The sequence below is a fragment of the Flavobacterium gillisiae genome, assembly GCF_900107635.1.
GTDB classification, from domain to species: domain Bacteria; phylum Bacteroidota; class Bacteroidia; order Flavobacteriales; family Flavobacteriaceae; genus Flavobacterium; species Flavobacterium gillisiae.
Genome location: NZ_FNRD01000012.1, coordinates 105,261 through 122,092, shown reverse-complemented (window position 1 = coordinate 122,092; position 16,832 = coordinate 105,261). Strand labels below are relative to the sequence as shown.

Genomic DNA, 16,832 nt, shown 5'->3' with positions numbered 1-16,832 from the left:
ATTAAGATGGAAAAATTAACTTCAGATAGACCAAATACAAGTGAAGAAAGCGAATTGCTTTTAAATTGTCAGCCCATTGTTGCTGAAATAGCAGATGAACCAATTACTGCTTACTTGATTCAATCTACTGTGGATGAGGGAGGAGTGGTTCGAGTATGGGCGGAAGATATTTTGCTGCCAACGTATGAAATTGGTGAAGAAGAAAAAAACCCTATTTTCCTAGAGAAAAGAGTTTATCAAGGTAGTTCTGGGTCAGTATATCCTTATGCAGTTGTTGAAAAAATATCGGATGTAAAGAAAGATAAGTTATACCGTGCCTTATTTGTAGAAAATAGATACATTAAGGTAATGATTTTACCTGAACTTGGAGGGCGTATTCACATGGCTTATGATAAGGTAAAACAACGTCATTTTGTATATTACAATCAAGTAATAAAACCTGCGTTAGTAGGGCTTACAGGGCCTTGGATTTCAGGAGGAATTGAGTTCAACTGGCCACAACATCACCGTCCAAGTACTTTTTTGCCTACGGATTATAGTATTGAAGAAAATGCTGACGGTAGTAAAACGGTTTGGTGTAATGAAGTAGAAAGAATGTTTAGAACCAAAGGGATGCAAGGTTTTACCTTGCATCCTGATAAAGCTTATATAGAAATAAAAGTCAAAATTTATAATAGAACGGCTTTCCCTCAAACGTTTCTTTGGTGGGCGAATCCCGCTGTTGTTGTTAACGATGAATATAAGTCTGTTTTTCCACCGGATGTAAATTTTGTATTTGACCATGGAAAACGCGATGTATCTAATTTTCCAATAGCAACTGGAGAATATTACAAACAAGATTACTCTGCTGGTGTAGATATTTCAAAATACAAAAATATCCCAGTACCTACATCCTATATGGCGGTTCATTCTAAATACAATTTTGTTGGAGGATATGAAGATGACGTACAAGCAGGTTTATTGCATGTAGCTAATCATCACATATCTCCAGGAAAAAAACAGTGGACTTGGGGAAATGGTGATTTTGGGCTTGCATGGGACAGAAACCTAACGGATAAAGACGGGCCTTACATTGAATTAATGACTGGGGTTTTTACAGACAATCAACCTGATTTTTCGTGGCTCCAAGCCTATGAAGAAAAATCTTGGGTTCAATATTTTATGCCTTATGCCGAAGTGGGTTATGTAAAAAACGCTACTAAAGATGCCGTAATCAATATTGAGGTAGATGGAAACAAAGCCGATTTAATTTTGTATACAACAAGTTTTTTTGAAAATTTAAAGTTAGAGTTGAAAGACATTGATGGAATTATTTTACATCAGGAAATCGTGAGTGTTTCTCCGTATAATCCTTATAAAAAGAATGTAATTATAGGAGATGTTGCCTCAGAAAATTTGGTTTTTAGTATTTATACTGGTGACGATAAAGTTCTGGTGGCTTATCAAGAACAAAAGCCGGAAATTAAACCACCGCCAGATCCAGCAAAAGCGGCTCTTGATCCTAAAGAAATCACGTCGATTGAGCAATTGTTTTTAACGGGTTTACACCTGGAACAATACCGCCATGCGACCTACAACCCGCTAGATTATTACCTAGAAGCTTTAAGTAGAGATTCTAAGGACGTACGTTGCAATAATGCTATTGGCTTATTGATGCTGCGTCGTGGACAATTTGAAAAAGCGGAATGTTATTTTAGAATGGCAGTAGAAGTTTTAACAGAGCGAAGTCCGAATCCTTATGATGGGGAACCACATTATAATTTAGGATTTTGTTTAAAAATTGAAGGAAGATTAGAAGATGCTTATACGGCTCTTTTTAAATCTACTTGGAATGCCGCTTGGCAAGATGCTGCATTTTTTGCTTTGGCACAAATAGATTGTATCAAAGGAGAATGGAAAGAAGCTTTAGAACGGATTGATTCTTGTTTGATACGCAATTGGCACAACCATAAAGCACGCCAATTAAAGACTTCTATTTTAAGGAAATTAGGAAGAATAGATGAAGCTTTAGTTTTAGCAAATGAATCCATCAAAATTGACCGTTTTAATATGGGATGTCGTTTTGAGAAGTATTTGCTAACAAATAATGAAGCCGAACTTGCTGAAATGAATACGCTTATGCGAAAATGGTCGCATGGGTATATAGAATATGGACTTGACTTTGCGGCAGCAGGATTATATGATGAAGCTATCCAATTCTTACAAGAATGTACTAAAGAGGTGGATACTGTTTATCCAATGGTTTTCTACACAATAGGTTATTTTGAATCTATGAAAGGAGATAAAAATAGGGCTATTGAATGGTATAAAAAAGCTTCGTTATTGCCTCCAGAAAAATGTTTTCCTAATCGAATAGAAGAGGTGAAAATTCTGCAAGATGCTATTTTATTGAATACAAATGATGCTAAAGCACCGTTTTATTTGGGTAATTTTTGGTATGCATTTCGTCAATATGATAATGCGATACAATGCTGGGAAAGTTCAGTAAATAGTGATGATCAATTCCCTACGGTTTTAAGGAACCTCGCTCTTGCTTATTTTAATAAAGTAGATAATAAAGTTCGTGCTCAAGAAGTATTAGAGAAGGCCTTTGTAATCGATACAACAGATTCAAGGATATTCATGGAGTTAGACCAGCTGTATAAAAAAATCGGAAAATCTCCTGCCGAAAGGTTGGTGTTTTTTGAGCGCTATAGTAATCTTGTCGAAGAACGAGATGATTTATGTATTGAGCGTATTGGGTTGTATTGTCAGATTGGAAAATATGATATAGCAAAAAATATGATTTCTACAAGAAAATTTCATCCTTGGGAAGGTGGCGAAGGTAAAGTAACTGGATTATATACTTTATGTAGAGTAGAATTAGCTAAAATAGCTATAGCTGAAAAACGTTTTCCTGATGCTATTCAATTACTTAAAGAAACTGAAGTATATCCTCATAATTTAGGCGAAGGAAAATTAAAGAATGCTGAAGAAAATGAAATCTATTATTACAAAGGATTAGCTTATCTAGGAATAGGTGATTATGAAAATGCAAAAAGAAATTTTAGGCAAGCAACGCTTGGATCATCAGAACCTGTTCAGGCATTTTTCTATAATGATCAACAACCTGACAAGATATTCTATCAAGGACTTGCATGGCGAGAATTAGGAGATGAAGATAAGGCTCGAAGTCGTTTTAAGAAACTTGTTGCCCATGGTGAAAAGTATATGTTTGAAAAATGTCGTATCGATTATTTTGCGGTATCTCTTCCAGACCTTGCTATTTGGGATGATGATTTGAATATTCGTAATCAAGTGCATTGCAATTATGTAATGGCATTAGGGCACAGTGGTTTAGGAAATGAAAACCTTTCGGAAACTTTCTATAAAAAAGTAAAAGAATTAGATATAAATAAACACACTTTTAGAAAGTAATTGCAATTGTGCAGTGTGTTATTGCCGATTAAATTTAATTATAAAAATAAATCAAAATGAAAAACATTTTATTGTTAATCGTTAGCTCGTTTTTGCTTTGTTCGTGGAGTCCCTCCTTGAATAAAAAAACAATCGATATTTCTGGACAATGGACGGTACAATTAGACAGCACAGATATTGGCTTGCAGAACGGGTGGCAAAACAAGATTTTTAATCAAGTAATACAGTTGCCGGGTACTACCGATGATGCAAGGATAGGAATTCCTAACAAACTTAAACCAAGTTTAGAGAAGCCGCAATTAAGTCACTTAACTCGAAAAAACAGCTATATAGGCGCAGCATGGTACACTCGCAAAGTCTCGATTCCAAAAGGTTGGAAAGGAAAGCAATTGATATTGAAATTGGAACGAGTAATTTGGAAAACCAATGTTTGGGTGGATGGTAAGGAGGTTTCGGCAGGACAAAATAGTTTGGTTTCCCCTCATTATTTTGATTTGTCTAATTATTTAATTCCTGGTAAAACGCAAAGAATAACAGTTAGGGTCGATAATAGAAAGCAGTTTGATATCAGCTTAGAAAACATGGCGCATGCTTACACTAATATGACTCAAATTATTTGGAATGGTATTATTGGAGAAATGAATATTGAAGCTGTAGATGCTGTTCATGTCTCTAATTTGCAAGTACAACCGGATATCGATTTAAATAAAATTAAAGTATCTGTTACGTTAAAGAATAATTCAAAAAGCACTCAAAAAGGAGTGTTAAATATTGTTGCTATCCATAAAAAAAGTAAAAAATCGATAACAGCTGTTACGCAAAAGGTTCAAATAGAAAAAGGAGAATCTGTTGCAGAGTTTGACTATAATATGGGTAAAGATATAAAGCTTTGGAGTGAATTTTCTCCTGAGTTATATGAACTAAAAGTTGAAGTAAAAACAGCGAAGTACAAATCAGAAAAAGTTGTCGATTTTGGGATGCGAAAGTTTTCTAAAAAGGGTACTGTTCTTACCGTAAACAATAAAGCTGTTTTTTTAAGAGGAACATTAGAATGTAATATTTTCCCGCTTACAGGGCATCCTCCAATGGACAAAAAAGGATGGGAAAAAGTATTTGGGACTGCTAAAAAATGGGGTTTAAATCACCTTCGTTTTCATTCTTGGTGTCCGCCAGAAGCCGCTTTTGAAGTAGCAGATGAAATGGGTTTTTACTTGCAGGTAGAGCTTCCTGTTTGGATTCTAAATATTGGTCAGGATCAAGGAGTTAATGATTTTTTGTATTCTGAAGCACAGCACATGATTGATGAATATGGTAATCATCCCTCTTTTTGTATGTGGTCTATGGGCAACGAATTACAAGGTGATATGTCATTTTTAAACGAAATGGTTAAGAATTTTAAAGGCAAAGACAATAGACATCTTTATACTAGTACTTCTTTTACTTTTGAAAAAGGACATGGGCTTTTGCCTGAATTAGAAGATGATTTCTTTATTACCCAATGGACTAACAAAGGATGGGTAAGAGGGCAAGGCGTGTTTAATAGTGAACCTCCAACATTCAACAAAGATTATTCAGCGGCAGTGCAGGATATAACATTACCTTTAATTACGCATGAAATAGGACAGTACGCTGTGTATCCTAAAATAGATGAAATTTCTAAATACACAGGGGTTTTAGAACCGCTAAATTTTAAGGCAGTAAAAGAAGATTTAGAACGCAAGGGATTGATTAGTAAGGCCGAAGATTATACTAAAGCTTCAGGTAAATTAGCAGTAATACTTTATAAAGAGGAGATAGAAAGAGCCTTAAAAACGGCAGGAATTAGTGGATTTCAATTACTGGACTTACACGACTTTCCAGGTCAAGGGACTGCTTTGGTAGGATTATTAGATGCTTTTTGGGATAGTAAAAATTTAATTTCTGCAGAAGGATTTAGACAATTTTCATCCCCAGTCGTTCCTCTTATCCGTTTCCCTAAAGCAACATACACTAACAATGAATCTTTTGTTGCTGCTTTAGACGTAAGTAATTATTCAGGTAATCCTTTAAACGAGAAAGTAATAGAATGGAGTATCATGGATAATGACATTCTACTAGCGTCAGGATCAAAAAAAAGAACAATTAAATCAGGGTATAATCAAGAAGTGCTTGATATTAATGAAAGTCTTCAAAAAATAACTAAGGCTACTAAGTTGACAGTCAAAGTAGCTTTAAAAGATACTGATTACAAAAATGAATGGAATGTGTGGGTTTATCCGCAACAGCAAACAATCGATTATGGTAAAGTAGTTTATACTCGTAGTCTTGAAGAAGCGTATAAGCTACTCGATGCAGGTCATAAAGTATTATTAAATCCAGATTGGAAGAAAATTAAAGGAATTGAAGGAAAATTTGTTCCCGTTTTTTGGAGTCCTGTTCATTTCCCTAAACAAGCAGGAACTATGGGTGTACTTTGTGATCCAATGCATAAAGTTTTTTCAGATTTTCCTACTGATATGCATACTGATTGGCAGTGGTGGGATTTAAATGTTAATTCTACAACCTTAATAGTAGACAGTATTATTGGTGGGAATCCGTTAGTTGAAATGGTAGATAATTTTGCAAATAACCGCAAACTGGCATCACTTTTTGAAGGAAGTATTGGTTCAGGAAAACTAGTAATCGCTTCTTTTGATTTGTCAAAGGATTTAATGGAACGACCTGTGGTAAAACAGATGTTAATCTCCATCCTTAATTACATGAACAGTGAATCATTTAATCCAGCAACGATAAAAAATCCTGACTCTTTGAAATTAATTTTATCAGAAGAGAAGAACAAAATTAGTGATTCACCCACCAGTGTTTATTAAACAATATTATTATTACCAAAAACAATTTATTTATACTAACCAAATTCTATTAACCATGAAAACAATGAAATTATTATTATTATTTCTTCTTTTATTAACAGCCATTACGGGCTGTGATAATAGCGAGTCAAATTTTCCAGCTTCGGGTGACCCCACTATATCCTTGGAGTCAAATGAAATTTATGGGGGGCCTAATAGAAAATTTGAGATTAAAGCCTCACTAAATGATGATTTAGGCTTAAAATCAGTTCAAATTAAAATAATGGAACTACAATTGGATAAAGTGATCACGTTCTCCACAGATCCTTTACTTAAAGCATATGAGCTTAGTTATTCTTTTTTGATTCCTCAGGATAAACTAATTACAGATAAATTTGAAGTTGAATTAATACTTACGGATGTTTCTGGAAATGTTGTAACAAAAAAGATAGGATTAAGGCTTGACGGGGACTTTGAAGCGCCAAAATTAACCAATTTAAAACCTGTAAATAATAGTGTGGTTTTTAAATCAAGTGACACAAAAGTTACTATTAGTTTCAATGCTCAAGATTACACGGGGATTGACAACATAATTGTAAGTTCTCCAAGTTTGGGAATTAATGATGTTGTTGCTGTAGGAGGAGTAAAATCATATAATTATAGTAAAACCTTTTCTATTCCAGGAGTTCTTCAATCTTATGATATATCAATAACGGTTAAAGATAATTTTCTTACTCCAAATCAAGAAACTACTAAAGTCAATTTTGCTGTTGCAGATGGATTGACCTCTATGTTTTTAACGGATCTTCCTGTTAATTCAAATTTGACTAGTGATGCGTTTGGAGTGCCAATGTTGTTTCATAAGAAAGTAGGTAATGTATTTACTTTTAAATATTATGCAAATTCAGATAATAAGGAAATCTTTTTTCTAGGACAAGATACCTCATATGAGCCTCACACTTTTGGATTGTCTTCTACAGGATCATTTCAAAATAGTATAACTTCTAAACCAGTTATCCTGCCTACAAAAGGATATTATCAAATTACAGTTAATCCAATTGATTTAGTTTATACAGTAACATCTTATACACCAACTTCTGCTCCAATAAATTTGAGTACTACGCCTATAACTATAGCTGGTGGTGGTATGGCAAATGGAGGTTGGAATCCTAATTCTACAGCTCTTGCACTTTCAGCTGATCCGTCAAATCCATATAGATTATCAAGAGAAATAACATTAGATGGAACAGGTGTACAAATGACCATTACAGGTAATAATTGGTATCCATTTTGGAGACTAGATACTTTTGGTGTAACTCCCTACCTAGGAGGAGGAAATGCTACATACAGTGGAGTAGCTGCGGGCACTTATATTTTTACGCTTGACACGGAATTAGAAAGAGCTACTTTAATAAAAAAATAATTTAAAAGAAAATTAATATGAAACTAAAAACTATATGGTTTGTTACAACTCTTTTGTTTAGTGTAATGGCCATAGGTCAGATCACTGTAAAAGGTAAGGTGTCAGACTCAAAAAAAGAACCTCTTGTTGGCGTAAATGTTATTCTAAAAGGAACAACGATTGGTTCAATTACAGATATTAACGGTAATTATTCACTTAATGTACCTAATAAACAAGCAGAAATTGAATTTTCTTATATTGGGTTCAATACTAAATTAGTGAAAGTAGAAGCAAATACTATTATTAATGTTGTGCTTGAAAGCTCTGATAACAACTTAGATGAGATAGTCGTAATTGGTTTTGCTTCTGTAAAGAAGAGTGATCTAACCAGCTCTATCGCAACAGTGAAAGGAAAGGAATTAAAAACAATGACAGTAGGTAATGCAGCTGAATCTTTGCAAGGAAAAGCAGCAGGGATACAGGTTGTGAATAGTGGAGGGCCTGGCTCCGTGCCAAAAGTGCTTATTCGAGGAATTTCAACTATTAATTTAAGTACAGATCCTCTTTATGTAATAGATGGTATACCAATGGGAACCAATATTAATTTTTTAAATACGAATGAAATAGAGAGTATGGAGATACTTAAGGATGCCTCTGCAAGTGCAATTTACGGAAGTAGAGCTTCAAATGGTGTGATTCTAATTACTACTAAGCGAGGTAAAAAGGGAGAAACTACTTTTAATTTTGACACGAGCTACGGGATTCAGTTTATGAAAAACCCATACCATATGGCAGATGCTGAGGAGTATGCAACTATTTTTAATACTGCAGCGGTAGCCTCTGGACTTCCTGCTGAGTTTGGTGACCCTGCTAGTTATAGAGGGAAGTCTACAGATTGGTGGAATGCAGGAATTAGAGAAAGAGCAGCTGTTAGAAATATAAGTTTTGGGCTGCAAGGCGGGACTGAGAAGCATACTTTTGCTGTAAGTTTAAACTATTACAAACAAGATTCTTTTTACGAAAAAGGAGGATGGGAAAAATTCACTTCACGTATTTCATCAGATTATAAATTTTCAAAAAAGATATCAGCAGGTTACTCACTTAACCCCAGATATGAATCCTATGGCAATCCGGGAAATTGGGCTGATTTTGATAGAATTGACCCTATCACTCCAATTTACAAACCTGCGGATCAATTGACGGGAGATGAGAATGAATTTAGTATCTATGCCAGATCGCCTTCTTATGTATGGAATCCAGTGGCATTGGTTAAAAGATTTAAATCCAAAACCAAAAATTATGCGCTTGCTACTAATGGGTATATTCAAATAACTCCTGTAAAGGGTTTAATTATTCGTTCACAAGGTTCCTTTGAGTTGAATTCTAATATTTCGGATAATTTTAACCCTGATTTTATAATTGATGTTGCTCATGAGAGTCAATTGATTAACTCACTTTCACGCAGCACTAATTTGACTCGTTCTTGGAGTATCCAAAATACAGCAACATATATGAAAACATTGGGCGAAAAGCACGATTTTTCTCTTATGGTGGGTAATACGGCTGAAGAATATAATGGTGCAAATTTATATGGGTCTATACAAGCTCTTCCTAATAATAATGACAATTTACAAGAATTAAATGCCGGGACATTAAATCCAAAAACTTATGGAACGTCTTATACAAATTCCATCATGTCCTATTTGAGTCGTTTGACTTATAATTTTGATAGCAAATATTATTTGACAGCAACATACAGACGCGATGGATCTTCTAAATTTTTAGCAAATAATAAGTGGGCTTCTTTTCCTTCTGCTTCCTTTGCATGGAGAGCTTCCAATGAAAAATTCATGTCTGATGTTTCAGATGTTTTAAGTGATCTTAAGTTTAGAGTAGGTTGGGGAAAAGTTGGAAATCAAAACTTGCCAGCAAGTGTATATCTTTCTAAGCTAGGACAAAATTTTTATACTTTTGGAGATCAAGTGGTAAATACTACTTATCCAAGTGCTGTACCAAATAAAGACATAAAGTGGGAGACAGTAGAGGATATAAATGCAGGAGTAGATTTTGGACTATTCAGCAATAAACTGTCAGGAACCATAGAAGCATATAGAAAAACTACTGAGAATATGTTATTCCAAAAATCATACCCTAATTATAGTGGATATCCAAATGATGCTCGTATATGGTCTAATGTAGGTTCGATGAGATCACAAGGTCTCGAGTTTAGTTTGTCTTATAAAAATAATGTCGGTGATTTTAATTATGGAGCAAATTTAAACTTTACTAATACAAATGTAAAGATGATTAAGCTTAGTGCTGCTAATGAACAATTATTTGGATTTGGAGAAAAAACGTTAACCGTTGAAAATGATGAGCCGGGTTATTTCTATGGCTATAAAGCTGATGGTTTGTTTCAAAATCAATTTGAGCTAAACTCGCACACAAATAATGTTGGTGTTTTTTTACAGCCAAACGCTAAAGTAGGAGATGTTCGATTTACGGATGTAAATGGCGATGGTATACTAAATGCTGATGATAGAACAAAAATAGGCTCTCCGTGGGCAAAATACACGGTAGGTCTAAATTTAAATGCTTCTTATAAAAGATTTGACTTTTTGGCTAACATCTATTCCAGTATCGGGAATGATTTAGTAAATCAAAATAAAAACGAACTCTATAATGCTCTTTCTAGAAACAATAAAATAAGTGGCTTGTCAGACTTGGCATGGCATGGTGAAGGGACATCTACATCAATTCCACGCTTGTCACAAACAGACAACAATCAAAATTTCTCTAAGTTTTCATCCTATTATGTTGAAGATGGATCCTTCGTTCGGTTAAAGAATATCCAATTTGGATATACAATCAATAATAAAATGGGATTCGATAAAATCAGATGTTCATTATCAGGTCAAAATCTACTTACTTTAACAAAATACTCTGGTGTAGAACCTGAGGTAGGTGGAGATGTACTTGGATTTGGATTTGGAGGATGGAACTATCCAGTTCAAAAAACGATTTTATTCGGCTTAAATGTAACATTTTAAATAAAAAATTATGAAAAAAATATTTTTATCAATCATCACTATCACTTTATGTATTATATCTAGTTCTTGTAGTGATGATTTTATAGTACATGATGAAAGAGGTACCCAAACTCTTGACAATTACTTTTCAACAACACAGGAGTGTCAAACTTTTGTCAATGATTTATACAAGAGAGCTTTCTTGCACTATGACTGGTATCAATTAATTCCAGGGAGATTGGCAAATGAAACTGCTACAGATGATGCTTGGATGGGGAATACAGGACAAAATGCATCAGGCATGATTCCTGCAGCTCAGTATCTTATGACTGCTAATAATATGGGGTATCTCTCAGACTTGTTCAAAACACGTTACGAAAACATAGGAGGATGTAATGTTGCAATAGAGGGTATTACGAAATCTACTATAAGTGAGGTTCAGAAAAATCAATATTTAGGAGAATCCCTATTTCTTCGGGCCTATAATTACTATGATTTAGTAAATAATTTTGGAGGGGTACCCTTGGCATTAAGTCCTTTAGGGACAGGGGATTTGAATTTGGAAAGAGCTACTAAAGAGGAGGTTTACGCAAGTATTGAAAAAGATCTTTTGATGGCGGCCGATTTGTTAAAACCGTCTTATGCGGGTTCTGATAAAGGAAGAGTTACGAAATGGGCGTGTTATGCATTGATGGCGCGCGTTTCTTTGTTCCAAGAGAAATGGGCAGAGGCAGAAACGTATTCAAGTAAGGTAATCACAGAAGGAGGGTTTTCTTTGGAAAGTAATTTCTTGAGCATATGGAATGTTAAAAATCATAATGGTGTAGAATCTATTTTAGAGTCTCAAACGAGTAGTGATCCTGCTCAACAACTGGGTAATATATTATCAACATTCACAGGAGCGAGAGGTGAATCAAAAGATAATTTTCCAAGCCTTAGTGCTGGTGATGTAATGGATGGATGGGGATGGTGTACCCCAACAAGTGATTTGGAAAACTGTTATTTATCTGAAAATGATGTTGTTCGTCGTCGCAGTACGATTACGGTAAGCGGGGATGCTGCTTATGGTGATGAGACAAATAACCCTACTCATATATGGGATATAAGACAAAGCAAATCAGGACGAATTATACGTAAATTTTATATACCGGTCGCAACTCGTCGCACACTCGTTAGCACATTCGGGAATGCTCCGCTTAATCTTCCTGTATTACGTTTGGCCGAAATGTATCTAACAAGAGCAGAGGCAAATTTCCATTTAGCACCAGGTAAAGCAATGGCTGATGTTGATATTATTCGAAATCGTGTCGGACTTTCACCAAAGTCAGGAAAAGTTTCGGGGGATAATATTCTTAGAGCTATTTGGAAAGAACGTCGCATGGAATTTGCTTTCGAAGGACTTCGTTTGTTCGATATTCGCCGCCAAATAGACCCTGGTACTAATAAACCTGTAATAGCAAGTCTTATGGGGCCTTCAGGAACTTTCGTACTGTATAATACTACTTTGTCAACAGATAAGAACGAAACAACTAATTTGAAAGAACTACAAGATAAAGGGACGAACTTTGACATAAACAAAAATCTTCTTTGGCCTATACCGCAATCTGAAATAGATAGAAGCGGAGGCATGATCAACCAGAATCCAAATTATTAAGAGTATATTATTAATTACTAAAATTATAAAATTATGAATCTAATAAAAGGAACTTTAACAAGCTTGTTTTTTGCAAGCTTGTTAATTATTGCTTGTTCATCAGATGTTAATCTTGGTCCGCCACCAATAGCTTCAGATGTAAGAGAAATAAAAATTGATTTAAATCAAGAACTTCAAACTATGGATGGCTTCGGTGCTTCTGATGGTTGGCGAGCTCAGTTTGTAGGAAAGAATTGGCCAGTCGAAAAAAGAAATGCTATTGCAGATTTACTTTTTAGTAAGGAAATGGATGCAGCAGGAAATCCTAAGGGTATAGGTCTGTCTATGTGGAGATTCTATGTAGGTTCAGGAAGTATGGAGCAAGGTGCTAGTAGTAATATTTATGATGAATGGAGAAGAACTGAATGCTTTCAAAATCCAAATGGAACGTATGACTGGTCTAAACAAGCAGGTCAAAGATGGTTTTTAAAAGCAGCTAAAAGTCGTGGCGTGGAAAAACTAATGGCATTTACAGTTAGTCCACCTGTGCAAATGACAATAAACGGAAAGGCTTTTTCACCACAGAAAAACAATATGAATATTAAACCTGGATTGCTTCCTGATTATGCTGATTTCTTGGTAGAATGTATAGATAATTTGCAACGTAATGAAGGAGTTACTTTTGATTATTTGAGTCCAGTAAATGAACCTCAGTGGGATTGGATGGCAGGTAGTAATGGACAAAATAGTCAAGAAGGAACACCTGCAACTAATCAAGAAATGTATGATTTTACAAAGTTGTTATCGGATAAGCTAAAAGCAAAGTCACTTAACACAGAAATTGTTCTTGGTGAAGCTGCTACGATTAATTATTTATATGAAAATGTTAATGGGGAAAATAGAGACGATCAAATAAATTCTTTTTTTGGTCCTTCATCAGCAAACAATATAGCACAATTTCCTAATGTAAAAAAAGTGATTTCGGGCCATAGTTACTTTACTGTTTGGCCATTAAATGATATGATAAGCTATCGAGAAAAATTAAGTTCTAAAGTGAAACAAATAGCTGGTCTGAAGTATTGGCAAACGGAATACTCTATATTAGAAAATCCTGGGATCGCTGAAATTCCAGGGGGCTCTGGTAATAAAAGAGATCTTGGGATGAAAACGGCATTGTTTGTGGCGCGAACGATTCATAATGACATTGCAGTAGCGAATGCTTCATCATGGCAATGGTGGACCGCTCTTAGTAGATATGACTATAAGGATGGATTGGTTTATTTGGATGATGGTGCTAGTAATGGTGTTAGTGGTCCTATTCCAGATTATTGTAAAAATGATGGTTTTTATCGTGATTCAAAATTGTTGTGGGCGTTTGGGAATTTCTCTCTTTTTGTACGCCCTGGAGCGATACGTCTTCAAATACCTAATCAAAATGCTGCATCGGCGGCTACTGATGTAATGCTAACCGCTTATAAGGATGTTGCGAAAAAGAAACTTATAATTGTAGCTGTTAATTATAGTGATGCTTCGAGAGCCTATAAACTTAATTTAAGTGGGATTACTTTAAAAAATAATGTGCTAACTCCTTATGTGACTTCAGAAGATTCAAATTTAAAAAAATCGGCTAATGTAAACACTACTAAGTTTGATATTCCAGCTCGATCAATTGTTACGTACGTAGGAGAATATAATTAATTTTTTATGCATCAACAAGGGTTTACTTTATCGTGAAGTAAAAGTAATAAATCTTTAATAAATACAATTGATTAGATGGATCAAGAGTAGTAGTATTTAAAATATTATTATTATTAAAACGTATTCTATTTAATAATAAGTAATTACTGTGTTACAAGTGAAGTGAAATCAATTAATATAGGAAATTTTAAGGTTTAAATTATGGATATTCGAATTATAAGAATGTACAAATTATTCTGTTTTCTTTGTTTTACAGGTGTTTTTTTTAATGCCTGTAAAAGCAAAGAATTGCAACCAAAAGTAGCTAGTGAAAAACCAAATGTTGTTTTTATTTTGGCAGATGATTTTGGTGTAAACGATGTTAGTTATGGAGGAAGTAAATATTACGAGACTCCTAATATAGATCGAATAAAAAAAGAAGGTGTTGAGTTCACTCAAGGCTACGCAGCTTGTCAGGTATGTAGTCCATCTAGAGCCAGTTTGTTAACAGGTCAGTTTACAGCTAATCATGGCATAACAGATTGGATTGGAGCCGACTCTGGTGCACAATGGGCAAAAAACAACAATTCAAAATTGTTACCATCGGAATACAATCATACTATTCCAGAAAACACTACAACGTTAGCAGAAGCTATGAAAGTAGGCGGTTACAAAACTTTTTTTGCAGGTAAATGGCATTTAGGCGATGATGCCTCAAGTCCTGAAGATAATGGTTTTGATATTAATAAAGGAGGCTGGGAAGCTGGAAGTCCAAAGGGAGGGTACTATGCACCTTGGGATAATCCGAAGTTAGATTACAAATATATAGGAGAAAACCTAACGATGAGGTTGTCTCGAGAAACGGTAAACTTTATAACAGAAAATAAAGACAAACCTTTTTTCGCCTATTTGTCATTTTACGCAGTACATGGTCCTATAGAAACTACGCAGGAGAAATGGACTAAATATAGAAATAAAGCAGAGGCACAAGGTATTCCAGATTCTGGATACAAAATGGAACGTGTCTTACCCATTAGAACCGTACAAGACAACCCTGTTTATGCAGGATTAGTGGAGAGTATGGATGATGCAATCGGTTTGGTTTTAGATAAATTGAAGGAGCTTCATTTAGATGAAAATACGATTGTTGTATTCACTTCGGATAATGGAGGTGTGGCTAGTGGCGATGCTTTTTCCACATCAAATTTACCATTAAGAGGAGGAAAAGGATATCAATGGGAAGGTGGTATTAGAGAGCCCTATCTTATAAAGGTTCCTTATTTAAAAAATGGACCAAAAAAAATTAATTATCCAGTATCTGGTGTAGATTTTTATCCTACTCTTTTAGATTTAGCAGGTGTTCAAAATAAACCAACTCAAAAAATTGACGGCCTTAGTTTAGTGCCTTTACTAAAAGGAAAAAAGATAGAAATTAGGCCTTTATTTTGGCATTATCCACATTATGGAAATCAAGGTGGTGAGCCAGTAAGTATTATTAGGTTAGAAAAATGGAAACTGATTCATTATTGGGAAGATGGACATGATGAACTTTATAATCTATCAAGTGATCCAGGGGAAAAACAAGACATATCTAAAAATAATAGTACAGTTGTAAAAAAACTAAGAAGTGATTTAGATACTTTTTTAGCAAATTCAAACGCCAGAATTCCTCAGATTAATCCTGACTATAATGATCAATTAGCTAAGGAACAGTATGCAAATAGAAAAAACATAATGCTCCATAATTTAGAAAAGCAGCGTAAAGATTTTTTGAGTAAAGACTTTCAACCTAATGCAAGTTGGTATGATAGTAAAGGTACCAATGATTAATTTTCAATATAAAATATAGACTCATTTAAAAAAAATATTTTTTTTGGATTTACTTTTTTATAAAAAAGCTTGCTTGAAATTAAAAGTAAATCCAAGGAAATAGAAAGATGGGGTTTGTTAATAACAAAAAATAATATGATTTTATTCTTCAAAAGAAATATAGTGCTCAATCTTTTAATAGTCATGTTAAGTTCTGGGTTCACCAATGCCCAAGAAGTTGCCTCGAGCAAGACATACTTAGATTCTATTAAGAAAGAATTACGTGTAGTATGGCCTAAAAATCGTACAATTAATGTGGTTTTTCATGGTCATTCAGTACCTACGGGATATATGGCTAACAATGTAACGGATCGTTTAAATTCATATCCTTTCTACACTTTAAAGCTAATTAATGATCATTATCCGTATTCTGTTGTTAACATCATAACAACTTCTATTGCTGGTGAGCAGGCAGAGCAAGGTGCGATTCGTATTGATGATGATGTGCTTACACATAAACCGGATGTGCTTTTTATAGATTATGCGCTTAATGATCGTAGTATTGGTTTAGAACGAGCTAAGATTGCGTGGGAACAAATGATTGTTGATGCGCTAAAATATGGCACTAAAGTTATACTATTAACACCTACACCAGATTTGTCAGAGGATATAACTTATGAAGACACACCACTAGAAAAACATAGCCAACAAATAAGAAATTTGGCAAAAAAATACAATGTGGGCTTAGTAGATAGTTACGCATTATTTAAATCATTGGCAAAAAAGGAGCCTTTGCCAGGTTATATGTCACAAAATAATCATATCAACCAAAAGGGACATCAATTTGTGGCAAATGCCATTTTCGAATATTTTAAAAACCAATCAAATTAGTAAAATAAATGGCTTTTACGTAAACCATAAAAGTATTCTTTATTTGTTTATTATTGATAATGTCGAAATCCCGCAAAATCAATTGTCACTTTTGTAAGGCAGTTAAATATTAATATTTTCATTCAAAAGTAATAAACAGTAACGAT

8 protein-coding genes are annotated in these 16,832 nt (G+C 34.4%); all 8 read left to right on the top strand.

The genetic code is table 11. The features are described 5' to 3' along the window. Positions 1–6: 6 nt before the first annotated feature. The 8 genes from BLV35_RS15490 to BLV35_RS15450 all read left to right on the top strand — a co-directional run bounded on the left by BLV35_RS15490 (position 7) and on the right by BLV35_RS15450 (position 16,686). On the top strand, positions 7–3,417 hold the full coding sequence (locus tag BLV35_RS15490) for a DUF5107 domain-containing protein (RefSeq protein WP_091092301.1): 3,411 nt from the start codon (positions 7–9) through the stop codon (positions 3,415–3,417). 56 nt (positions 3,418–3,473) lie between these two features. Then, positions 3,474–6,266, top strand: a complete 2,793-nt coding sequence (locus tag BLV35_RS15485; protein WP_091092298.1) for a sugar-binding domain-containing protein — start codon at positions 3,474–3,476, stop codon at positions 6,264–6,266. A gap of 64 nt (positions 6,267–6,330) precedes the next feature. Further along, positions 6,331–7,668 (top strand): hypothetical protein, encoded by a 1,338-nt coding sequence (locus BLV35_RS15480; RefSeq protein WP_143031868.1) that lies wholly within the window; start codon positions 6,331–6,333, stop codon positions 7,666–7,668. Between the two features lie 17 nt (positions 7,669–7,685). Then, positions 7,686–10,697, top strand: a complete 3,012-nt coding sequence (locus BLV35_RS15475; RefSeq protein ID WP_091092294.1) for a SusC/RagA family TonB-linked outer membrane protein — start codon at positions 7,686–7,688, stop codon at positions 10,695–10,697. Between the two features lie 10 nt (positions 10,698–10,707). Beyond that, complete coding sequence (locus BLV35_RS15470; protein WP_176980634.1) at positions 10,708–12,330, top strand: RagB/SusD family nutrient uptake outer membrane protein; 1,623 nt, start codon at positions 10,708–10,710, stop codon at positions 12,328–12,330. A 33-nt stretch (positions 12,331–12,363) separates the two neighbouring features. Continuing rightward, positions 12,364–14,007, top strand: coding sequence for a glycoside hydrolase (locus BLV35_RS15465; RefSeq protein ID WP_091092287.1), 1,644 nt, complete (start codon positions 12,364–12,366; stop codon positions 14,005–14,007). Positions 14,008–14,208: 201 nt separating this feature from the next. Then, complete coding sequence (locus tag BLV35_RS15460; RefSeq protein ID WP_245712086.1) at positions 14,209–15,816, top strand: sulfatase; 1,608 nt, start codon at positions 14,209–14,211, stop codon at positions 15,814–15,816. A gap of 183 nt (positions 15,817–15,999) precedes the next feature. Beyond that, positions 16,000–16,686: an SGNH/GDSL hydrolase family protein gene (locus BLV35_RS15450; protein ID WP_091092281.1), complete on the top strand. Its 687-nt coding sequence runs from the start codon at positions 16,000–16,002 to the stop codon at positions 16,684–16,686. Positions 16,687–16,832: the final 146 nt, after the last annotated feature.

Coding starts and splice junctions, on each gene's coding strand:
- BLV35_RS15490 (WP_091092301.1), top strand. CDS start 7: ATGGAAAAATTAACTTCAGATAGACCAAATACAAGTGAAGAAAGCGAA.
- BLV35_RS15485 (WP_091092298.1), top strand. CDS start 3,474: ATGAAAAACATTTTATTGTTAATCGTTAGCTCGTTTTTGCTTTGTTCG.
- BLV35_RS15480 (WP_143031868.1), top strand. CDS start 6,331: ATGAAATTATTATTATTATTTCTTCTTTTATTAACAGCCATTACGGGC.
- BLV35_RS15475 (WP_091092294.1), top strand. CDS start 7,686: ATGAAACTAAAAACTATATGGTTTGTTACAACTCTTTTGTTTAGTGTA.
- BLV35_RS15470 (WP_176980634.1), top strand. CDS start 10,708: ATGAAAAAAATATTTTTATCAATCATCACTATCACTTTATGTATTATA.
- BLV35_RS15465 (WP_091092287.1), top strand. CDS start 12,364: ATGAATCTAATAAAAGGAACTTTAACAAGCTTGTTTTTTGCAAGCTTG.
- BLV35_RS15460 (WP_245712086.1), top strand. CDS start 14,209: ATGGATATTCGAATTATAAGAATGTACAAATTATTCTGTTTTCTTTGT.
- BLV35_RS15450 (WP_091092281.1), top strand. CDS start 16,000: ATGTTAAGTTCTGGGTTCACCAATGCCCAAGAAGTTGCCTCGAGCAAG.